Origin of the sequence: Variovorax sp. VaC1 (assembly GCF_043658315.1) — a bacterium.
GTDB lineage: Bacteria > Pseudomonadota > Gammaproteobacteria > Burkholderiales > Burkholderiaceae_C > Variovorax.
This window is the reverse complement of the sequence record NZ_JBIGLT010000004.1, coordinates 505786-527410: the sequence shown is the minus strand read 5'-3', so window position 1 is coordinate 527410 and position 21625 is coordinate 505786. Positions and strand designations below refer to the sequence as shown.

Below are 21625 nucleotides of genomic sequence, written 5' to 3'. Positions count from 1 at the left end.
AACCATGACCTCCAAGGCTTCTTCTTCTGCCCATCCGCCGCGTGGCGACTTCGCGCTCAACACGCGCCTCTTGCGCATCACCGTCATGGCCGCCGTCATCGGCGCCATCAGCACCGTGGCCGCGCGCGTGCTGCTCGACCTGATCCGTTTCTTCACCAACCTGTTCTTCTTCCAGACCTTCTCGCTGGCCGACCACTCGCCGGCCACGAACACGCTGGGGCTCTGGGTGATCGGGGTGCCGGTGATCGGCGGGCTCATCGTCGGCGTGGTGGCGCGCTACGGCTCCGACAAGATCCGCGGCCACGGCATCCCCGAAGCGATCGAGGCGATCCTGTTCGGCAAAAGCAAGATGTCGCCCAAGGTCGCGCTGCTCAAGCCGCTGTCGTCGGGCATCGTCATTGGCAGCGGCGGCCCATTCGGCGCCGAAGGGCCGATCATCATGACCGGCGGCGCCATCGGCTCGCTGATCGCGCAGCACTTTCACCTCACGGCGGCCGAGCGCAAGGCGCTGCTGGTGGCCGGCGCCACGGCCGGCATGACGGCGGTGTTCGGCACGCCGGTGGCGGCCGTGCTGCTGGCCGTCGAGCTGCTGCTCTTCGAGCTGCGCCCGCGCAGCCTGCTGCCGGTGGCCGTGGCCTGCGCGGTGGCGGGCTTCACGCGGCCACTGCTGATGGACGCAGGCCCGTTGTTCCCGCTGCAGACGGCCGTGCCCGGCCCGCTGGCCATGCTGTCGTGCGTGGTGGCCGGCGTGCTGTGCGGTGCGTTGTCGGCCTCGTTGTCGCTCTCGCTCTACAAGGTCGAGGACTGGTTCGGCAAGCTGCCGGTGCACTGGATGTGGTGGCCCGCCATCGGCGGCCTGGCGGTCGGCATCGGCGGGTACTTCCAGCCGCGCGCGCTGGGCGTGGGCTACGACGTCATCGGCGACCTGCTGCACAACCACCTCGCGCTCGGCGTGGTGGCCGCGCTGCTGGCGGTGAAGGCCGTCATCTGGGTCATCTCGCTGGGCTCGGGCACCTCGGGCGGCGTGCTCGCACCGCTGCTGATGATGGGCGCCGGCCTGGGCGCGGTGCTGTCGCACGTGCTGCCCGGCAACGACCCGATGCTGTGGCCGCTGGTGTGCATGGCGGCCACGCTCGGCGGCGTGATGCGCGCGCCGCTCACCGCCACCATCTTCGCCTTCGGCCTCACGCACGACAGCAACGCGCTGCTGCCGTTGCTCACCACCTCGGCCGTGGCCTACGGCTTCACGGTGCTGACCATGCGCCGCTCGATCCTCACCGAGAAGATCGCGCGCCGCGGCTATCACATCTACCGCGAATACGGCATCGATCCGCTGGAGCGGCATTCGGTCGAAGAGGTGATGACGCGCGAGGTGCGCAGCATCGACGCGGCCCTGCCGGTGGCGCAGGCGCTGTTCGAGTACTTCGGCGAAGGGCAGGCGCACCGCGCGTTTCCGGTGCTGCGCAATGGCGCGGTGATCGGCGTGGCCGACCGCGCGATGCTGGCCGCGCATGGCACCCGCGACCCGATCGGCACCGTCGGTGACGCATGCGCCGATGCGCCGCTGTACTACGCGTTGCCGGGCGAGAACTGCCGCGCCGTCGCCACGCGCCTGGCGCGCCACCGGCTCGAACGGCTGCCCGTGGTGAAGGATGCGCAGTCGCTCGCGCTGGCCGGCATCGTGGCGCGCAGCGACCTCATCAAGCCATCGCTCGCGCATTTCGACGAAGAGGAAAAGCGCGAGCGCATGCGCGGACTGCCGTGGCAGTCGACCTAGCTCAGAACCCGGCCAGAACGACTTTGCCTTGCGCCTTGCCGCTCTCGATGAGCGCATGCGCCTTCTTGAGGTTCGCCGCGTTGATCGTGCCGAAGCTCGCATTCGCCGTCGTGCGGATGCGCCCCGCATCGACCAGCGCGGCCACTTCGGCCAGCAGCGCGCCCTGCTCGGCGATGTCGGGCGTTTCGAAGCGCGAGCGTGTGAACATCATTTCCCAGTGCAGCGAGATGCACTTGGTCTTCAGCGGCATCGCGTCGAAGACCTTCATGTCGTCGATCACCGCCAACTGGCCCTGGGGCTTGAGGCTTTCGATGATCTGCGCGTAGTGCTGCTCGGTCTGCGTGAGGCTGGCGACCATATCGACCTCGCCGATGCTGGCCGCCTTGAGTTCGGCCGCGAGCGGCTTCGAGTGGTCGATGACCGCATGCGCGCCCAGCGCCAGGCACCACGCACGCGTTTCGGCGCGCGAGGCGGTGGCGATCACGCGCAGCTTCGTGAGCTGGCGCGCAAGTTGGATCAGGATGGAACCCACACCGCCCGCACCGCCGGTGATCAGCAGCGTCTGACCTTCGCCGCCGCCCTTTGGCACCTGCAGGCGGTCGAACAGCAGTTCGTAGGCGGTGATGGTGGTCAGCGGCAAGGCAGCGGCCTGCGCGTCATCGAGGCTCTTCGGTGCGAGGGCGGCGATGCGCTCATCGACCGCGTGCAGCTCCGAGTTGGCACCGGGCCGGACGATCGAGCCGGCGTAGTACACGCGGTCGCCCACTTTGAAGTTCTGCACGCCGCTGCCGATGGCCTCGACCGTGCCGACGGCATCCCAGCCCAGCACCTTGGCCTGGCCGGCCTCGGGCGCGGCGTTCTTGCGGATCTTGGTGTCGACCGGGTTGACGGACACCGCCTTCACGCGCACCAGCAGGTCGCGTGTGCCGGGCACGGGCGCGGGCAGTTCGATGTCCTGCAGCGATTCGGCGTTGTCGATGGGAAGGGGCTGGTAGTAGCCGATGGCTTTCATGGCAATGGACCTTTCTGGAACGATGCCTGAACTGTAGGATCGCAAGGATGGTTTGATAAGTCCCGCGAAACCAGCAATACTTTCAAATGAAAATTGAAAATACCTCGGACCTGCAGGTGCTGGTGCAAACCGCGCGCGGCGGCACGCTCACGGCCGCGGCCCATGCGCTGGGCATCACGCCGGCCGCTGCCAGCGCCACGCTCAAGCGGCTCGAAGCGCAACTCGGTGCTCGCCTGTTCGAGCGCTCCACGCGTGCCATGCGCCTCACGCCGCAGGGCCAGACGCTGCTCGACTACGCGGTGCGCGCCTTCGAGCTGCTGGACGAGGGTGAATCGCTGGTCACTGCCGACCGCGGCGAGTTGGTAGGCACGCTGCGCGTGGCCTCGCCCTCGGACCTCACGCGCAGCACACTGCTGCCGTGGTTCGACGAATTCCTCGCGCTGCACACCGGCGTGCAGCTTTCGTTGTCGGTGGGTGACCGGCCGCTCGACGTGATGCGCGACGAGGTCGATGTGGCGTTGCGTTATGGCGCGCTCGCCGATTCGCGCCTGGTCGCGCGCCCCTTCGCCATGACCAACCCCTTGCTGACCGCTTCGCCCGACTACCTGCGCCGCCATGCCGCGCCGCAGACGCCGCAAGACCTGGTGCACCACAACTGCCTGGCCTTCAACCGCGGCGGGCGCATGCATCGCGTCTGGCGCTTCGCGCAGAACGGCCAGTGGACCGAGGTGCGCGTGACCGGCAACCGCAGCGTGGACGACGCCTCGCTCGCACGTGAATGGGCGGTGGCCGGCCACGGCATCACGCTGAAGTCGGCCCTGGATGTGCGCGACGACATCCGCGAAGGCCGGCTGGTGCGGCTGCTGCCCGAATGGGACACCGAGCCCTATCCGCTGCATGCGCTGCTGCCCAGCGGCCGCTTCGTGCCGGCGCGCGTGCGGGCGTTGGTCGATTTCCTGGCGGTGAAGTTCGAGGCGCTGACGGCGGCTACCGCCTAGCGGATCAGATCATCGGCGTGACCGCCCCATCCATCGCCACGATCGCGCCCGTCACGTAGCTGGCCTTTGCCGACGCCAGAAACAGCACCGTGTTGGCGACTTCTTCCGGCGTTGCGATGCGGCCCAGCGGCAGGCGCGCGGTGATGTGTTCCAACGCTACGTCGGCGCCGATGCCCTTGAGCTTCGCATCGGCCTTCACGCTTTCCTGCAGACGCTCGGTCAGCGTGACGCCGGGGTTCACCGCATTCACGCGCACGCCCTTGGCCGCATAGGCCGCGGCCATGCCGGCGCTCACCAGCATCAGTGCCGCATTGGCCGCGCCGCCGGCCATGTGGACGGGGCTTGCGACCTTGCCGCCATGGCCGATCACGTTGACGATGGCGCCGCGCCCGCGCTGGCCCATGCGCTTGACCACCGGGTCGATCATGTGGATGTAGGTGAAGTACTTGGCGTCCATCGCGTCGTGCCAGACGGCGGGCGCCAGGTCGTCGGGCAGGGTGAGGCGCGCGGCGCCGGCCGAGTTGACGAGCACGTCGACGGCGCCGAAGGCCTTCTCGGCCGCATCGAGCGCGGCCACGGCGCTGGCCGGGTCCTTGAGGTCGGCGGCATGCAGCGACACGCGGCCTTCGGCCTGTGGGAAGGCCTCGATCAGCGTTTGCAGTCCCTGCTGCAGGTTCTGCAGATCGCGCGACACGAGGCTCACGCGTGCGCCTTCGCGCAGGAAGCCCAGCGCGCAGGACAGGCCGATGCCCTTGCTGCCGCCGGTGATGAGTACGTGCTGGTCCTGAAGCTGGAGATCCATGAAAGTGTCCTTGGTGGGTGGGGTTGGGCGGCGATTGCAGCATGGTCGCGAAGCCCCTGCACGCCCGCGGCCGAACGCACACATTCGCTCAAGGACCGGAAAGATTTGGAAGGAATTGGAGAGCGCCGCAGCGCCGTGTCAGCGCTGCCCCGCCGCGCGCCGCGGGGGCTCGGGCTCCAGCGCGCCGGGCGTGGTGTCGGTGGCGTCGCGCAGCTGGCCGTCGTGGTCGTGGTGCACCAGCAGCTGGCGCGTGCGCTGCCAGGTCGACAGGCGCGCCGGCGGCACCTCGATGTAGGAAGCCAGCGCGAACAGCGACGACTGCTCCTGATCCGGCGGTGCCTCGCGCTTTTGCTGGCGTCGGCGCCACGGCGCGATGACCAGCATCGACACGAGGATCACGCCGATCACCACCGCGTACAGGCCCAGCAGGTGCAGCACTTCGGGTTGCGAGCGCGCGCCCAGCACGTAGGGCCATGCGTACCAGATGGCGCAGAACCAGATCGCGACGGTGACTGCCGGGCGCAGCACGCGCAGCCACAGGTACATGGCCAGCGTGCGCTGCGGCGAGCGGCCGTTGCCGAAGGCGCGCAGCGGAATGCGCGCGGCGTCGATGATCGGTTCTTCCCCCGCGGGCTGGCCCCAGGAGCGCCGCCGCGTGGGCGGGCTCACGTCGGCGTGCGTCTCGGGTGGCAGGGAATGGGCGTGGGACTCATGGTGGGGCATCGGAGATTCCTCTGTCGGGGCTCGTCCACACCGCGCGCTTGCCGCGTCGGCGTATCAGGGCTTTGGGAAGGGCGATGACGGTGGTCGCCATCGTGAGCGTCCAGAAAGCGATCGGGTACCAGATCGTTCCGGCGAAATAGCGCATCAGGTCGCGGTCGTAGCGGCGATCGATCCACAGGCTCAGCAGCATCTGCAGGATGCAGGTCATGGCCAGCAAGGTGCCCTGCCAGTGCGGCAGCAGCGCCGAGTGCCACGGCGAATCGGTCGGCAGAAAGGGCCGCACGACGCTGATGGCCAGCACCAGCGCCATGGCATAGGCCCACACCACGCTGGTCATGTACTCGGCATAGATCAGCCACATGCGCCAGTTGCGCGGCCGCAGGATGCGCGGCGTGTAGCGCAGCATGGTCTGGATGCCGCCGATGGCCCAGCGCAGGCGCTGCTTCCAGAGACCGCGCAAGGTCTCGGGCATCAGGATCCAGCACAGCGCGCGCGGCTCGAAGCGCAGCTGCCAGCCCGAGAGCTGCAGCTTCCAGCTCATGTCGATGTCTTCGGTGAGCACGTCGGGGCTCCAGAAGCCGACCTCGATCACGGCGCGGCGGCGGAACATCGCCAGCACGCCCGACACCGTGAACAGCGTGCCCACCAGCTGCTGCGAGCGCTTGATGAGCCCGATGATCGAAGAGAACTCGCCCACCTGCATGCGCCCCAGCAGCGTGGTGCGGGTGCGGATGCGCGGGTTGCCGGTGACCGCGCCGATGCGCTCCGAAGCCAGCATGGGCTGCAGCATCCAGGCGATGGCGTCGGCGTCGACCAAGGCGTCGCCGTCGATGCCCAGGATGTATTCGCCACGCGCGAGCTGGCAGGCGGTGTTGAGGCCGACGGCCTTGCCCTGGTTGCTGGCGTTGTGGATGACGCGCAGGCGGCTGTATTCCTTCGTCATCTCGTCCAGCAGCTCGCCGGTGCCGTCGGTGCTGCCGTCGTTGACGGCGATCACTTCGTAGTTCGGGTAGCGCGTGCGCATCAGCTGCTCGATCACCTCGCGCAGGTGCGGCACTTCGTTGAAGCACGGCACCACCACGGTGACCAGCGGACGGACGGGCAGCAGCTCGAGCGGATCGACGTCGACGTCGCGCTTGCGCTCGAACACCATCGCATGCGAGAGGCCGCCGGCCATCCACACATAGGCCATGAAAAAGGGGTAGTAGAAGACGAAGCCGAACAGCAGCGAGGGCAGCGTCTGCAGGAGGAAGTGGCTGGTGGTCATGGCCGTCGCTCTCCCTGCACGGGTTGCACCGGTGCGGTTGCCGGTGCCGTTTGCGGCGGTGTCTCCGCGGCGGCGGCACCGGGCGAGCGCAGCGCGCGCGGCAGCAGCGTGCGCACCGAGATCGCGCGGCGCACCACGTCCAGCGAAGGCTGGTTGTTCAGGAAGTCGTCGGGGTAGTAGCCCAGGTGGCGCACGCCGGCGCGCTGCAGCAGCGTCCACTGGCGCGTCAGTTCGTCGTCGGCCACGGGCTTGCCGGTGCGCCAGTCGCGTGCCTGCAGCTCGAACACGGTGCCGTCCAGGCCGCGCGGCGTGTCGGCGGCGCGGCGCGCCAAGCGTGCGAGCCAAGCGTCGCTCGCGGCCGCGCTGCGGGCTTCGCCTTCCATGCGCGGCATGGCCATCAGGCCCACGTAGTCGTAGGCCGCGAGCGAGGCTTCGTAGTTCTGCGCGAACCACTGCTCGGCCTCGGGCTCGAGCACCGGCCGCGCATAGAGGTTGCGCGCGGTCTCCAGGTTGGGCCGCCACACGCCCACGCGCGCCATCAGCTCCTGCGTGAACTCGATCAGGTAGCGGGTCTTGGCGGTGGTCCAGCGCGCCATCAGTTCCGGGTTGGCGCGGATCGCGGCCACGTCGGGCGGCAGGCCCCACTTCGCATAGGTGGCGAGTGCGGCGGGGCTGGCGTCTTCGTCGTCGGACAGCATCGCATCGTCGTGGAACAGCAGGCCCTCGAAGAAAGCCTGGCGGCCCAGGTCTTCGTAGATGTCGCCGACCAGCTTGCGCACTTCGGGGTCGAAGGGCGTGAGCCGGTGGTAGCGGTCGGCCGGCATCTTGCCGCCCTGCGTGGTCACCGTGTGGGTGGCCAGCGGGTTCGATGCGGGCAGCCGGAAGGCCGTCACCGGCATCCAGGCGTAGACCTTCACGCCGGTGCGGCTGCGCAGTTGCCAGGCCGCGCGGCTGAACAGGTCGGCGCGCATCGGCAGGTGGCGGTTGGGAAAGTACAGCGCGTCGGCCACGCCGTCGCCGTCGGGGTCGGCATAGGCCTGCAGGAACACCGAGCGCGGGCGCACGGCGGCCACGCGGTCGATCAGCGCCGAGAGGTTGCGCTCCTGCTGGGCCGGGTCGGGGTCGTACACGTAGTCCAGGTCGACGTGCATCACGCGGTTGACCGGCCGCACTTCGCCGCCCACCGGGCTGCGCAGCAGCTGGGCGTATTCGGGCGCGGTGTTGTCGTAGGCGGCCAGTGCGCGGCGGATGCGCGTGAGCGGCACGGCCGGCGTGTTCGATCCGTCGTCCAGCGTGAAGGTGATCGGCATGCCCGCGCGCTCCGACGCCTTCAGCGCCATCGCGTTGTAGGCACCGTAGGGCCAGACGGTGGCGCGCACCTTGGCGCCGGTGCGCGCCTCGATGATCTCGCGGCTGCGGCGCAGGTCGGTTTCGACGCGGCGCAGGTAGGCGTCGTCGTCTTCGTAGCGGCCGGTCTTGGGGTCGTAGCGGTGCGTGGCCGCGGACGGCAGCATGTTGCCCTGCGGGTTGGCCTGGATGCCGGTGTGCATGGCGTCGCTGTGGCTCGCGAGTTCGACCAGGCCCGAGCGCACCATCTCGGCGGCCTCGCTCCAGAGCAGGAAGTTCTCGCGCGGCGCGGGCTTGTCGCCCCAATGCACCATCTGGCCTTCCGGCACGTCGAGCCAGCTCGTCACCAGCGCGAACAGCGCCGGGTAGTTGTAGCGCTTGAGCAGCGGAAACACCTTGGTGTAGGCGCTGCGGTAGCCGTCGTCGAAGGTCAGAAGCACCGGCCGGGCGGGCAGCGGCTTGCCGCCGGCGCGTGCGTCCACGATCTGCTGCAGGCTCACCGGGTGGTAGCCGCTCTGCTGCAGCCATGCGAACACTTCGATCAGCGAGCGGTCGTCGATGGCGGTCTCGTCGGGCGAGGTCTCGAAGCTGGCGCGCACGCCGGTGCGCACGTCGTGGAAGGAGAGCACGCGAAAGCTCACGCCGTCGTCGGGGTCGGCCGGCGGCAGCGGCTGGGCCAGGGCAAGGCGGGGCAGGGCGCCGAGGGCGAGCGCCAGCAGCAGCCACAGCATGGCCACGCGCAGGAAGGTGGATGGGTTCTTCGTTGGCATCACGGCAGGGGCATCGAGAGGTTCAGGAAAACGCCGCGTTGTCGTTCGCGCACGCCGTCGTAGGGGTGGCTGGAAATGCTCAGGCCGTAGCGCAGCGTGAGCTTCGGGCCGAGGTTCCAGCGGTGTTCGTAGCGCAGGGTCCACATCGGACCGCTGCCGAAGCCGGCCTGGTGGTAGCTGCCGCCGGCGAGTTCGACGGCCTGGAAGAACTGGCGGTCGTCGCTCTTCCAGTTGAGCCATTGCGCACGCGCGGTGAGCTGCACGCTGCCGTCGCGCGACGGGTTGAAGTAGGGCGTGTCCATCGCCCGGCCGCGGCCGGTGTCGGCTTCGAGCCGGGTCTCGAGCTGAAAGCGCGGCGTGCTGATCCAGCGTTCGCGCCAGCCCAGGCCCAGGCCGTCGCGCACGTTGCCGTCGCTGAAGTCCAGGCGCTGCCATTGCAGGTCGAAGCGGCGCGATTCGTTCACCACGTAGCCCACGCTGGCGGCGGTTTCGCGTGCGCCGATGCCGGCCACGCGCGCCTTCCACGGCAGCTCCTTGCTGTCGCCGTCGTAGGTGGCGGACAGGCGCCATGCGTCGCTCACGCGGTAGTCCAGCCGGCCGGCCACGCTGTTGCGGTAGGGGCCGGCATTGGCGTGCTGCAGCGCGCCTTCGGCCAGCCAGGGGCCGCGTTGCCAGTTGAGGCCGATGCCGCCGCGTGCCCAGTTCGCGTTGCCGATGTCGGTGCTGCCGCGGCCCAGCGTCTGGTCGTAGAACACGCGCCATTCGTCGTTGATGAGGCCCGAGCTGAGCCGGCTGTCGATGCGCCATTCGTGGCTGGCGATGGCCGCGCCGCCGCTGGAGGCTTCGGCGTCCACGTCGAGCCGCGGGCCGACGACGGCGCGCCGCTTGCGCTCCATGTCGCGCACCTCGGCGCTGTCGGCCGCATCGGCCACGAGCGATTCGGCGCGCTGGCGGGCGTTGCCGTACCAGCCTGCGTCGAGCAAGGCCTCGACATGGCCGACGCGCGCGCTGGTGTCGTAAGGCTGGTCGGCCGCCTGTGCCTCGAAGCGCGCGAGCGCGGCCTCGGGGTGCTCGCGCAGCCGCTCGGTGAGGCCCGCGCCGTAGGCGTAACCGGCGTTGAGCGGTGCTTCCTGCGTCAGCGTGGCAAAGCGCTGCTGTGCGAGCGCGGGCCGGTCGGTGTACAGCTGCATCAGCGCGCGCATGCCGCTCACGTCGGTGTACTGGCCGTTGGGGCGGCCGGCTTCGGGCGTGAGGCGCAGCAGGGCGGGCGTGCCGTTTTCGATCTGCTTGAGCAGCGCTTCGGCTTCTTCGAAGCGCCCGGTGTCCTGGTAGGCGTAGACCAGGCCGAAGTGGATGTCGTCGGGCATCGGCAGATCGACGCCGCCCTTGATGACGGCCGCTTCGTACAGCGGCACGGCCTCGACCGAGCGGCGCTCCTGCGCGAAGGCGCGGGCCGCGGCGCCGAGGCCGTAGAACGGCAGGTCGGTGCCGGCGGCGCGCAGCGTGTCGTACAGCGCGATGGCGTCGGCGGGGCGGCCGCGTTCGACCAGCGCGAGCATGCGGTCGGACTGCAGGCGCACGCGGAGGGCGCGCCATGCATCGGTGTCGGCGTCCGCACCAGTGACGCCGGCTTGCTGCGCGGCGGCGTCGAGCCGGGCCAGTGCGACGTCCTGGTCTGCCAGCACGCGGTCGAGCGCAACCACGCGGGCCGGGCCCAGGCGCTGGTCGCGTTCCTCGATGGCCCAGTGCAGCCGTTGCGCCAGCGCCTTCTGCTGCAGCGTGGACAGGGCCAGCGCGGAGAAGCTGCCGGGGTTCGCGCGCTCGGCCGCCTCGGCGTCGTCGAAGGCGGTCGATGCGGCGCCGTTGTCGGCGAGCAGGAAGTCGGTTTCGCGGCGCAGGTCGCGGCGCTCGGGGCGCAGCGCGCCGGCCTCGGTGTAGGCCGCCAGTGCCTGCAGCGGCTTGCCCTCGGCGCGGTTCACGGCCGCGCGCAGTTCGAGCAGCGCGACGCGGTCTTCGATCTGTCGGGCGGGCTCACGTGAGAGCGCGTCGCAGATCGCCTTCGCGCCTGCGACATCGCCGCTGTCGAGCCGCCAGAAGGCTTCGTGCAGGCGCGGCTCGCGCGCCGCCGGTTGCCGTGCGCGCCAGACGGCGATGGTGTCGCCCTGCAGCGCGGTGTCGTGCGTGCGCCGGGCGGCCAGCGCGAGCGGGCCGAGTGCGTAGTCGCGCAGCCTGGCCGGCGATTGTTGACGGCCCAGGGCCGCGGCTTCTGCGAATTGGCTGTCACCGGTGGCGATCGCGATGGCGTCGGACGCCACGCGTTGCCGGTCGGCTTCGCCCAGCGGCGCCGCGAGCCAGTCTTTCAACTGCTGCAATGCCTGCGCCGGCGTGACGCGTCCGGCACGGCGCGCAAGGATCAGCGCGTCGTGCGCCTGCGGGCCGTAAGCGACCGTGCCGCGATCGGCGGCAGGTGGGGTCGCGGCAAGTGACTGGGCCAATGCCGGCGATGCGCCGAAGGCCAGTACGCAAACTATCGATGGAAATCCCCGCGCAGCCGATGCGAGGTGTTGAGACAACGAACGGCAGGGCGCCGAATTGCGCCCAGCCGTGACCGTGCCTCCAGGTTTTTTCTGGATGAACACACTGCTCCCTTTGACCGAGGCCTTCCTGCGGCAAGCTGCCGCGATGGAAGCCGAACCACCCCTCTGGAAAAGATCAGAGCGGGCGGTTCTGAAAGATGACTTTGCGAACGACTTTATTCACGATTGTTAATAATCGCAAACCAAAGTGCTCTGAAATCGTTATAACTGTGAAGTGTTTGGCGATATTTCCGTCGCTGTCAGCAAGCCATGTCGGACAACGCCTCGTTATGCGGATAGGTGTCCGGCCTAAGATCGCGCGATGAACGTCCCTGCAGCCCTTTTGCCCCGCTTCTGGTCCCAACTCACCACGCGCGATTTCGCCGCGCTCGATGCGTCGGCCACCGTCGCGGTGCTGCCGCTGGGCGCGACCGAGCAGCACGGTCCGCACCTGCCGCTGGGTGTGGACACGGTGCTGGCCGACGGCATCGTGGCCGCGTCGCTGCCGCTGCTGCCGGCTGCGTTGCCGGTGCTGTTCTTGCCGACGCAGCAGATCGGCCTGAGCCCGGAGCACGCGCGCTTCGCGGGCACGCTCACGCTGTCGGCCGAAACGCTGATCCGCATGTGGAATGAAATTGGCGCGGGCGTGGCGCGCGCCGGTGTGAAGAAGCTGGTGCTCTTCAATGCACACGGCGGCCACGTGGGCGCGATGGACATCGTGGCGCGCGAGCTGCGCGCGGCGCATGGGCTCATCGTCTACAGCGTGAGCTGGTTCAACCTGCCGCTGGGCGATGCGGGCGCGCAGTTCAGCGCGCAGGAGCATCGCTTCGGCGTGCATGCGGGCGAGATCGAGACCTCGATGATGCTGGCGCTGACGCCGCAACTGGTGCGCATGGGCGAGGCGCAAGACTTCCGCTCGACGTCGGAGCAGCGCGCGGCCAACTACGCGATCCTCGGCAACGGCAAGAGCGCCAAGCTCGGCTGGGCGATGGAGGACTACAACGCGCACGGCGCGGCAGGCAACGCCGCCGCGGCCACCGCAGCGAGCGGCCAGGCGGTGATCGATGCCGCCGCGCAGCAGTTGGCATTGCTGCTGGCCGAGGTGTCGCGCCTGCCGCTCGATACGGCCAACACCGGCCCGCTACCCTGACCCGACGCGGCACAGCACGGCACGGCAAGGGCTCGCCTCGATGACCGTGCAGCGTTAACGTTGACCTAACGGTTCTGCGCTACCTTCCCGGCGCATCAACCAACCAATCAACCCACGGGAGCCGGCGTGCGCGTGCTGCTTGTCGAAGACGACGAAATGATCGGGAAGAGCCTGGTCCGCGGCCTCGAACGATCGGGCTGGGCGGTCGACTGGGTGCGCGACGGCCTGCTCGCGCGCAGCGCGCTGGCCGATGGCGACTACACCTGCGTGCTGCTCGACCTAGGCCTGCCCGGCATGGACGGCATCGAGGTGCTGCGCCAGGCGCGCGGCCTGAAGAACGACACGCCGATCCTGATCCTCACCGCGCGCGACGGCCTCGGCCAGCGCGTGGAAGGGCTCGACCTCGGCGCCGACGACTACCTGCTCAAGCCCTTCGAGCTGCCCGAGCTGCTGGCGCGCATGCGCGCGGTGGTGCGGCGGCGCCATGGCGCGTCCAACTCCATCATCGGCAGTGGCAGCGTGCAGCTCGACCTCACCACGCGTGAGGTGCTTTTTCGTGGCACGCGCGAAACGCTCTCGGCCCGCGAGTTCGCGCTGATGCACGCCATGCTCGAACGCCCGGGCGCCATCCTCTCGCGCGAGCAGCTGGAAAACCGCATCTACGGATGGGGCGAGGAAGTGATGAGCAACGCGGTCGACGTGATCATCCACAACATGCGGCGCAAGCTCGGTGCCGACACCATCCGCAATGTGCGCGGCCTGGGCTGGCGCGTGGTGGATTCATGAACATGCGTGCGACGCACGGCCGGCCCTGGTACTCGCCGGGTTCGCTGCGCAACAAGCTCTTGATGTGGCTGGTGCTGGTGCACCTGCTGGCGGCGGTGGGCGTGGCCTGGTTCACCTACGCCAGCTACGACAGGCTCATCGTCACCTTCAAGGACGACCAGATGCAGATGCTGGCCGACTCTTACGCCAGCAACGTGGTCGTGCCCGAGCTGCGACCGGCCGACGAGCGCAGCATCTTCGAGCGCGGCGCCTTCGTCATCCAGGTATGGAATGGGCAGGGCGAACTGCTGGTGAGTTCGTGGCCCGCGCTGGCCGTGGCCCGTCAGCCATCGGAAGGGCTGACCACCGTGCGCATGGGCCCCGGCGACGACGGCGTGTGGCGCATCTATTCCACCGCGCCGGTGGCCGAAGCGGGCCGCTTCCAGGTGCAGGTGATCCAGAACGGCGGCTTCGTGCGCCGCATGGTGGCCAAGCGCGCGCTGTCGTCGACCGCGCCCATCGCGCTGCTGTTGCCGCTGTCGCTGGCGGCGCTGTGGCTGGTGGTGTGGGCATCGTCGCGCAAGCTGCGCAGCGTGGCGCTCGACGTGGCGGCGCAGGACGAGCGCAGCCTGTCGGAGCTGTCGGTGTCGCGCGTGCCCGACGAGATCGCGCCGCTGGTGGAGGCCTTCAACAGCCTGCTCGGGCGCCTGCGCCAGGCCTTCGCCGTGCAGCGCCGCTTCGTGCAGGACGCCGCGCACGAGCTGCGCACGCCCATCGCCGCCATCGGCCTGCAACTGGACAACATGCGCGCCGAAGTGCCGGTAGAGGCCGTCGCCGAGCACTACGTGCACCTGAAGGGCGGCGTGACGCGTGCCCAGCACCTGATCGAGCAACTGCTGCGCCTGTCGCGCCAGGAAAGCAGCACCGAGGCCGAGGCGCCGGTGCCGCTCGACGTGGCTTCGGTGCTGCGCGACAGCGTGGCGCAGTTGATGGTCATTGCCGACCGCCGCCGCATCGACATCGGCTTCGAAGGCAGTACCAGTGCAACGGTGACCGCGCCACCGGCCGAGTTGCGCAGCATCTTCGACAACCTGATCGACAACGCGCTGCGCCATTCGCCCGAAGGCGGCGTGGTCGATGTGCGGCTGCACGAGGTGGAAGGGCAAGCGGTGGTCGACGTGGTGGACAACGGGCCGGGCATTCCGCCCGCGCTGATCGATCGCGCCTTCGACCGTTTCTTTCGCGTGCCGGGCACCGTGGCCGAAGGCAGCGGCCTGGGCCTTGCCATCGCCCGCATGGCCGCGCAACGCAATGGCCTGCGCATCGAGCTGGCCAACCGGCGTGACGCGCAGGGCCGGTTGGCCGGGCTGCAGGCCCGCGTGTACCTGCGCGATGGCGTGGCGGGCCGCGCGTCGGCTTAACGCTCAGGTAACTCTCGCTTAAAGGTCGCATAAAACGGCCTTCCTACAGTGACTCCAGCCGCGACAACGGCCGCGCCGCAAGGCGCCAACCCAGTGTTCAACGAGGAGTTCACATGCGAAAGACCTTCGGCCTCCTGGCCATCCTTGCCCTGGCCGGTGCTGCGGCTCACGCCGAAACCTACGACGGCGTGCACCGGGGCCCCGGCCTGCTCGAGCGCGGCGACGTGGCGGCCCAGGCGGTTGCGGCGGCCCACGCGCCCGACCAGAACGTGACGCGCGGCTCGCGCGGGGCCGATCCCTTCACCCCCACCGTCTCGCGCGAAGCGATGCGCCAGGTCGCGGTGGCGGCGGCCCATGCGCCCGACCAGAACGTGACCAGCGGCTCGCGTGTGAACAGCGTCGTCATCTCCACGATGCCGCCGGTGCGCTCGGCGATCGGCGAGGCCCCGGCCAGCCGCTTCTGACGCCCAGGCGCCCAAGGAACCCACGATGGATGCCGAACAACAGAAGGACGGCTACACGCGCCGCACCGTGCTGATCACCAGCGCGGCCGGCGTGGCCGCCGCCACGCTGCCGCATGCGGGGCAGGCGCAGGCACAACAGCCGGCGGTGCCCGCGACGGCCGCAACTGCAGGCTTGCCGCTGGCCGATGTCGCGCTGCGCATCAATGGCCAGCCGCATACGCTGTCCATCGACCCGAGGGTCACGTTGCTCGACCTGCTGCGCGAGCAACTGCACCTCACGGGTTCCAAGAAGGGCTGCGACCACGGCCAGTGCGGCGCCTGCACGGTGCTGGTCAACGGGCGACGCATCAACAGCTGCCTCACGCTGGCGGTGCTGCACGAGGGCGACGAGGTGACGACCATCGAAGGCCTGGGCGAGCCGAAGAAGCTGCACCCGATGCAGACGGCCTTCGTCAAGCACGACGGCTATCAGTGCGGCTACTGCACGCCGGGCCAGATCTGCTCGGCGGTCGGCATGCTGGGCGAAATGCGCGGCGGCATGCCCAGCCATGTCACGCGGAATCTTGCGGCGCCCGTGGTCTTCAGCGACGAGGAAATGCGCGAGCGCATGAGCGGCAACATCTGTCGCTGCGCGGGCTATCCGAACATCATCGCGGCCATCCGCGAAGTGGAAGGAGCAGCGACATGAGAGCCTTCACCTTCGAGCGCGCGCCGACACCCGCCGCTGCCGCGCTGTCGATGCAGCAGCATCCGGGCGCGCGCTTCATCGCGGGCGGCACCAACCTGCTGGACCTGATGAAGCTCGACATCGAGCAGCCCACGCACCTGATCGACGTCAATCGCCTCGGGCTCGACCGCATCGAGGCGTTGCCCGGCGGCGGACTGAAGATCGGCGCGCTGGTGCGCAACAGCGACCTTGCCGCCGACCCGCGCGTGCGGCGCGAGCATCCGTTGCTGTCGCGCGCCTTGCTGTCCGGTGCCAGCGCGCAACTGCGCAACAAGGCGACCACCGCAGGCAACCTGCTGCAGCGCACGCGCTGCTTCTACTTCTACGACACGACCAAGCCCTGCAACAAGCGCACGCCCGGCAGTGGTTGCGCGGCGATGGCGGGCTTCAACCGCATCCACGCGATCCTCGGCGCCAGTGCGCAGTGCATCGCGGTGCATTCGTCCGACATGGCGGTGGCGCTGCGTGCGCTCGATGCGCAGGTGGAGACCGTGTCGGCCAGCGGCACCGCGCGCCGCATTCCCATCGCCGAGCTGCATCGCCTGCCCGGTGACACGCCCGGCATCGAGACTGTGCTGGCCCCCGACGAACTGATCACCGGCGTGACCCTGCCCGCGCCGCTCGGCGGCACGCAGCGCTACCGCAAGGTGCGCGACCGCGCGTCGTACGCCTTCGCGCTGGTCTCGGTCGCGGCCGTGGTGGTGCGCGAGGGCCGCACGGTCACAGGCGCTCGGCTGGCCTTCGGCGGCCTGGCCGCGAAGCCGTGGCGCAACGAGGAAGCCGAACGGCGGCTGATCGGCACCGATGGCGGCACGCAGGCACGCGACGCCGTTGCCGACGTGCTGCTCGCCGACGCGCGCGGCCACGGGCACAACGATTTCAAGATCCCGTTGTTGCGCCGCACCCTGCATGCCACGCTGGCGCAGGCGATCGCAGAAACCACCTGAAGAAGAAAAGAGCAGGCACCATGCAATTCACCGAAGCCACAGGGCCGAGCGCCCTGGACCGTGAGCGCGTGCTGGGTCGCCCACTGGACCGTATCGATGGGCCGCTCAAGGTCAGCGGCAAGGCCCGCTACAGCTACGAGTACCACGACGAAGTGCCCGATGCCGCCTACGGCTGGATCGTGCTCGCGGGCATCGGCAAGGGCCGCATTGCGCGCATCGACACCGCCGAAGCACAGCGCGCGCTGGGCGTGTTGCTGGTCTACACCTACGCCAACGTGCCGCGCATGGCACCGAAGGGGCGCGCCAACGTGGTGTCGCAGCTCTCGGGGCCGGAAGTGCAGCAGCACGGCCAGGCAGTGGCCTTCGTCGTGGCGCAGACCTTCGAGCAGGCGCGCGCGGCGGCGTTCCTGATCCGCATCGACTACGAGCGCGGCGCGGGCCGCTTCGACCTCGCGGCCGCGCAGGCGAGTGCCCCGAAGCCCGGCGACGACCCCAGCGCCGGCAGCGAGAGCGCGGCCGACACGGCGGTGGGCGACTTCCAGGGCGCGTTCGACACGGCGCCCGTCACGCTCGATGCGACCTACACCACGCCTGACCAGCATCCCGCGATGATGGAGCCGCAGGCCACCACCGCGCGCTGGGACGGCGACCGGCTCACGCTCTACACCTCGCACCAGATGCCGAACTGGGCCGCGAGCGACGTGGCCGCGATGCTCGATGTGCCGGCCGAGCAGGTGCGCGTGGTCTCGGCCTTCGTCGGTGGCGGCTTCGGCTCCAAGCTGCGCACGCATGCCGACGCGGTGCTCTCGGCCTTCGCCGCGCGCGAACTGCGAAGGCCGGTGAAGACGGCGCTGGCGCGCGAGCAGTTGCTCAACCACACGACACGCCGCGCCGCGACCATCCAGCGCGTGCGGCTCGGTGCCACGCGCGACGGCCGGCTCACCGCCATCGGCCACGAGACCTGGACCAGCAACCTGCCAGGCCGCAGCTACTACGAGGGCGCATCGCGCCAGACGCGCCTGCTCTATGCCGCCCCGAACCGCATGACGGCGCACCGCGTGGCCGCGCTCGACCTGCCCGAAGCTGCCGCGATGCGCGCGCCGGCCACCGCCAGCGGCCAGATGGCCTTCGAGGTGGCGCTCGACGAACTCGCGGAAAAGCTGCGCATCGACCCGGTGCAACTGCGCATCCTCAACGACAGCCCACACGACCCCGAGCGCGGGCCTTCGCGCCCGTACTCGGGGCGAAAGCTGATCGAGTGCCTGCGCGAAGGCGTGCGGCGCTTCGGCTGGGCCCAGAGAAGCCCCGTGCCCGCGCAGATGCGCGATGGCCGCTGGCTGGTCGGCATGGGCGTGGCCAGCGCCATCCATCACCACACGGTGCGGCCGTCGAGCGCGAAGCTGAGCCTCGATGCGCAGGGCCGGCTGCTGATCGAAACCTCGATGACCGACATCGGCACCGGCACCTACACCGTGCTGGCGCAGATCGCCGCCGAGATGACCGGCATTCCGATGGACCACATCGGCGTGCGGCTGGGCGACACGGCGCTTCCCATGGGCGCGGGGTCGATCGCTTCGGTGGGTGCGTCGAGCGCGGGTGCCTCGGTGTTCGATGGCTGCCAGCAGCTGTGCCGCCTGCTCGCGCAGCGCGCCGGCTTCGACGTGCAGAAGGCGCGCTTCGAGCGTGGCCGCATCGCGTTCGGGCGCCGCTCGCACGGGCTCGGCGAACTGGCCGGCGTGGAAGGCCTCAGCGTGCTCGGCAACGTCGAGCCCGGCGACCTGCACCGCCGTTATGCGCAGGCTGCGTTCGGCGCCCATTTCTGCGAGGTGGGCGTGGACATCGACACCGGCGAGACGCGCGTGCGCCGCATGCTCGGCGTGTTCGCGGCGGGGCGCATCCTCAACATGAAGACCGCGCGCAGCCAGGCCATCGGCGGCATGGTGTTCGGCGTGGGCGCGGCGCTGACCGAAGAGGCGGTGGTCGACGTGCACCACGGTTACTTCGTCAACCACGATATGGCCGAGTACCTGGTGCCGGTGCACGCCGACATTCCGGACATCGACGCCGTGTACCTGCAAGACGCCGACGACCTTGCGAGCCCGATCAAGTCGAAGGGCATCGGCGAGCTGGGCACCTGCGGCTCGGGCGCAGCGGTGGCGAATGCGATCTACAACGCGACCGGCGTGCGCGTGCGGAACTACCCGATCACGCTCGACAAGCTGCTGCCGGGCTTGCCGGTGCATGCTTGAATGGCGGCGTTGCCACGCGCCGCCACCTTGCCATGCACGCCGCCGCCTCTGCCTTGATTGCCACGCTGACGCGCAAGCTCCTGCTGGCCGTTGCGGTGTGCGGCGTCCTGTGGCTCACCGGGTGCGCGACATTGCCCGACGAAGGGCCACGCACCGCCAGCACCTCGTTGCCCGTGCAGGGCCCGGCCACGCCGCTCGACCGCATCGCCGCCGCGTCGATGGAGAGGGCCGACCCCGGCGCCAGCGGCTTTCGGCTGATGCTGGGCCTGGCCAGCATGGACACGCGCCTCGTGCTGCTGCGCGGCGCGCAACGCTCGCTCGATCTGCAGTACTACCACCAGCACAACGACGCGACCGGCCGGCTGGTGCTGCGGGAGCTGCGCAATGCGGCGCAGCGCGGCGTGCGCGTGCGGCTGCTCGTGGACGACCTCTACACGGAAGACATCGGCGCCCTGCTCGAAGGGCTGGGCGCCTACCCGAACGTGGAAGTGCGCATCTTCAATCCCTTCCCCACGCGCGGCGCCACGGCCACGCGCTTCGGCCTTGCGCTGTTCGACTTCGCGCGCGTCAATCGCCGCATGCACAACAAGCTGTTCGTGGCGGATGGCGTGCTGGCCGTGGCCGGCGGGCGCAACCTCGGCGACGTGTATTTCATGCGCGATGCCGACGACAACTTCTTCGACTACGACGTGCTGGTGGCGGGCGCGGTGCTGCCGCAGATGGGGAGCCTCTTCGACGAATACTGGAACGCGCCGCAGGTGCGCATCGCGGCATCGGTGCTGCACGCGCCGGCCGACCCCGGTGCGGCCCACCGCGATTTCGACGCGCGGGTGGATGGCCCCGACACACCCGAGCCGGTGCCGTTTCGCACGGCCGATCCGTCGGGTCGCGTCACCCTGGGCGACGAACTGAAGGCGGGCCGCGTGAAGCTCGCCTTCGGCACGGCGCAGGCTTTCGCCGATTCGCCGGCCAAGGCCTGGGGCCAGATGGAGACGCGGCGCCTGCCCAGCGGTGCGCTCGTCGACACCAGCCGCCGGCTGCTGGGCGAGGCGGCGCAGCAGGCGCAATCCGAAATCCTCACGTCGTCGCCGTACTTCGTGCCGGGCGCGGCGGCACTCGAGGGCATGCGCCGCAACGCGGCGCGGGGCATCCGCCAGACCCTCATCACCAATTCGCTGGCGGCCACCGACGAGCCGGTGGTCCACACCGGCTACCGCCGTTATCGCGCCCGCCTGCTGCAGGACGGCATGCAGATCTACGAGATCCATCCGAACGCGAGCCGGGCGCTGTTCGTCGGCAACATCGGCGCGGGCGCTCAGGTGCGGCTGCACACCAAGGCGCTGGTGATCGACCGCCAGACTCTCTTCCTTGGCTCGGTCAACATGGACCCGCGCTCGGACGCACTGAACACCGAGTTCGGCCTGCGCATCGATTGCCCCGCGCTGGCCGAGGAGGCGCACGCCTTCTTCGGCGAACTGATGCAGCACGCGGCCTTCCAGGTCCGGCTCAAGCCGGGCAGCGACAGCGCGCTGGAGTGGTGGCGCGTGGACAGCGACCCGCCGGTGAAGGAGACCGACGAAGAGCCCGGCGCGGACCTGGCGACGCGCGCCAAGCTCTATCTGCAGTCGCTGGTGATTCCCGAGTCGATGCTTTAAGACGCGCTGCGCCCCAGCACGCCGGCGAACATGTCCGAATCGACATTGCCGCCGCTTACGCTGATGCCCACCGTCTTGCCGCGCCAACGCTCCTGCTGCTGAAGCGCGGCAGCCAACGCAGCAGCACCCGCACCTTCAGCCACGTTGTGCGTGTCGCTGAAGAGGATGCGCATGGCTTCGGCGATCTCGTCGTCGGTGACGGTGATGACGTCGTCCGCTTCGCGCAGGATCACTTCGACCGATTCGGGCACCGGCGTGCGGCACGCCATGCCGTCGGCCAGCCGCGTCGTCACCGGCGATTCGACGGGCTTGCGCGCGCGGAAGGAATCGCGGTACGCCGTGGCATGCGCGGACACCACGCCGATGAGCTTTGTCTTTGCGCCGCAATGCGCGCGCGCGGCGGCCGCGGCGGCAAAGCCGGAGCCCAGGCCGATGGACACGAAAAGCACGTCGGGCGGCGTGTCTTGCAGTGCGCTGAAGAACTCCACATACGCGGTCGACACGCCCCGCACCAGCTCGCGGTGAAACGAAGGCACGCGGTGCAGCGCATCGCGCTCGGCCAGCACGGCCGCGTGTTCGGCGGCGGCCTGGAAGTCGTCGCCATGCTCGATCAGCGTGACGCCCAGCGCGCGCATCGCGGCATTCTTTTCGAGCGAGTTGCCGTGCGGCACCACGATGGTGGCGGCCAGCCCGTGGCGCCGCGCCGCGAAGCCGACCGACTGGCCATGGTTGCCGCGCGTGGCGCTGATCACGTGGCGCACCTGGGGCTGCTCGCGCGCGACGGTCTCGAAGTAGGTCAGGCCGCCGCGGATCTTGAAGGCGCCGGCCGGCGTGTGGTTCTCGTGCTTGGCCCAGACCTTGGCGCCCAGGCGCTGCGCGAGCAGCGGCCATGCGTATTGCGGCGTGGGTGGCATGGCCGCGTGCACGGTGCGCTGCGCGGCTTCGATCTCTTCACGGGTGAATCTCACGGGCGTC

The 21625-nt window shown here is 69.7% G+C and carries 18 protein-coding genes; 11 read left to right on the top strand and 7 right to left on the bottom strand.

Going from position 1 to position 21625, the window contains the following annotated elements; all coding sequences use genetic code 11:
* Positions 1-4 precede the first annotated feature (4 nt).
* Positions 5-1777 (top strand): chloride channel protein, encoded by a 1773-nt coding sequence (locus ACGLHS_RS19285; protein WP_394482286.1) that lies wholly within the window; start codon positions 5-7, stop codon positions 1775-1777.
* A 1-nt stretch (position 1778) separates the two neighbouring features.
* Here the strand turns inward: ACGLHS_RS19285 and ACGLHS_RS19280 are convergent, their stop codons facing one another.
* On the bottom strand, positions 1779-2789 hold the full coding sequence (locus tag ACGLHS_RS19280) for a zinc-binding alcohol dehydrogenase family protein (RefSeq protein ID WP_394482284.1): 1011 nt from the start codon (positions 2787-2789) through the stop codon (positions 1779-1781).
* An 86-nt stretch (positions 2790-2875) separates the two neighbouring features.
* Between ACGLHS_RS19280 and ACGLHS_RS19275 the strand changes: the two genes are divergently transcribed.
* The gene (locus ACGLHS_RS19275) at positions 2876-3787 is read left to right on the top strand and encodes a LysR family transcriptional regulator (RefSeq protein ID WP_394482282.1); all 912 of its coding nucleotides are present in this window, start codon (positions 2876-2878) and stop codon (positions 3785-3787) included.
* A gap of 4 nt (positions 3788-3791) precedes the next feature.
* On the opposite strand, the gene ACGLHS_RS19270 is transcribed toward ACGLHS_RS19275, so the two are convergent.
* The 5 genes from ACGLHS_RS19270 to pgaA all read right to left on the bottom strand — a co-directional run bounded on the left by ACGLHS_RS19270 (position 3792) and on the right by pgaA (position 11191).
* Positions 3792-4589 carry an SDR family oxidoreductase gene (locus ACGLHS_RS19270; RefSeq protein ID WP_394482280.1) on the bottom strand — a complete coding sequence of 266 codons (798 nt, stop codon included), beginning with the start codon at positions 4587-4589 and terminating at the stop codon, positions 3792-3794.
* A 138-nt stretch (positions 4590-4727) separates the two neighbouring features.
* Positions 4728-5312: a poly-beta-1,6-N-acetyl-D-glucosamine biosynthesis protein PgaD gene (gene pgaD, locus ACGLHS_RS19265; RefSeq protein ID WP_394482278.1), complete on the bottom strand. Its 585-nt coding sequence runs from the start codon at positions 5310-5312 to the stop codon at positions 4728-4730.
* A complete protein-coding gene (gene pgaC / locus ACGLHS_RS19260) occupies positions 5299-6579 on the bottom strand; it encodes a poly-beta-1,6-N-acetyl-D-glucosamine synthase (protein WP_093243965.1) in 1281 nt (426 codons plus the stop codon). Before pgaC ends, pgaD begins: the two co-directional genes overlap by 14 nt.
* Positions 6576-8696 (bottom strand): poly-beta-1,6-N-acetyl-D-glucosamine N-deacetylase PgaB, encoded by a 2121-nt coding sequence (gene pgaB / locus ACGLHS_RS19255; protein WP_394482275.1) that lies wholly within the window; start codon positions 8694-8696, stop codon positions 6576-6578. Before pgaB ends, pgaC begins: the two co-directional genes overlap by 4 nt.
* Complete coding sequence (pgaA, locus tag ACGLHS_RS19250; protein ID WP_394482273.1) at positions 8696-11191, bottom strand: poly-beta-1,6 N-acetyl-D-glucosamine export porin PgaA; 2496 nt, start codon at positions 11189-11191, stop codon at positions 8696-8698. Before pgaA ends, pgaB begins: the two co-directional genes overlap by 1 nt.
* Before the next feature lie 136 nt (positions 11192-11327).
* Here pgaA and ACGLHS_RS19245 point away from each other — a divergent pair, with 136 nt between their 5' ends.
* The 9 genes from ACGLHS_RS19245 (at position 11328) to ACGLHS_RS19205 (ending at position 20650) form a co-directional block, all read left to right on the top strand.
* Positions 11328-11465, top strand: coding sequence for a hypothetical protein (locus ACGLHS_RS19245; protein WP_394482271.1), 138 nt, complete (start codon positions 11328-11330; stop codon positions 11463-11465).
* 129 nt (positions 11466-11594) lie between these two features.
* Positions 11595-12422 (top strand): creatininase family protein, encoded by an 828-nt coding sequence (locus tag ACGLHS_RS19240; protein ID WP_394482269.1) that lies wholly within the window; start codon positions 11595-11597, stop codon positions 12420-12422.
* 126 nt (positions 12423-12548) lie between these two features.
* Positions 12549-13208 carry a response regulator gene (locus ACGLHS_RS19235; RefSeq protein ID WP_394482267.1) on the top strand — a complete coding sequence of 220 codons (660 nt, stop codon included), beginning with the start codon at positions 12549-12551 and terminating at the stop codon, positions 13206-13208.
* 2 nt (positions 13209-13210) lie between these two features.
* Positions 13211-14608, top strand: coding sequence for a sensor histidine kinase (locus tag ACGLHS_RS19230; RefSeq protein ID WP_394482265.1), 1398 nt, complete (start codon positions 13211-13213; stop codon positions 14606-14608).
* Between the two features lie 113 nt (positions 14609-14721).
* Positions 14722-15072, top strand: coding sequence for a DUF4148 domain-containing protein (locus tag ACGLHS_RS19225; RefSeq protein WP_394482262.1), 351 nt, complete (start codon positions 14722-14724; stop codon positions 15070-15072).
* A gap of 25 nt (positions 15073-15097) precedes the next feature.
* Positions 15098-15760, top strand: coding sequence for an aldehyde dehydrogenase iron-sulfur subunit PaoA (paoA, locus tag ACGLHS_RS19220; RefSeq protein ID WP_394482260.1), 663 nt, complete (start codon positions 15098-15100; stop codon positions 15758-15760).
* Positions 15757-16746 (top strand): FAD binding domain-containing protein, encoded by a 990-nt coding sequence (locus ACGLHS_RS19215; RefSeq protein ID WP_394482258.1) that lies wholly within the window; start codon positions 15757-15759, stop codon positions 16744-16746. The genes paoA and ACGLHS_RS19215 overlap by 4 nt, the downstream gene beginning before the upstream one ends.
* Before the next feature lie 20 nt (positions 16747-16766).
* Entirely contained in the window at positions 16767-18995 is a 2229-nt protein-coding gene (locus ACGLHS_RS19210; protein WP_394482256.1) for a molybdopterin cofactor-binding domain-containing protein, read from the top strand.
* 32 nt (positions 18996-19027) lie between these two features.
* Positions 19028-20650: a phospholipase D family protein gene (locus ACGLHS_RS19205; RefSeq protein ID WP_394482254.1), complete on the top strand. Its 1623-nt coding sequence runs from the start codon at positions 19028-19030 to the stop codon at positions 20648-20650.
* Here the strand turns inward: ACGLHS_RS19205 and ACGLHS_RS19200 are convergent.
* Positions 20647-21618, bottom strand: a complete 972-nt coding sequence (locus tag ACGLHS_RS19200) for a threonine dehydratase (protein ID WP_394482252.1) — start codon at positions 21616-21618, stop codon at positions 20647-20649. The two genes, ACGLHS_RS19205 and ACGLHS_RS19200, sit on opposite strands and share 4 nt — an antisense overlap.
* Positions 21619-21625: the final 7 nt, after the last annotated feature.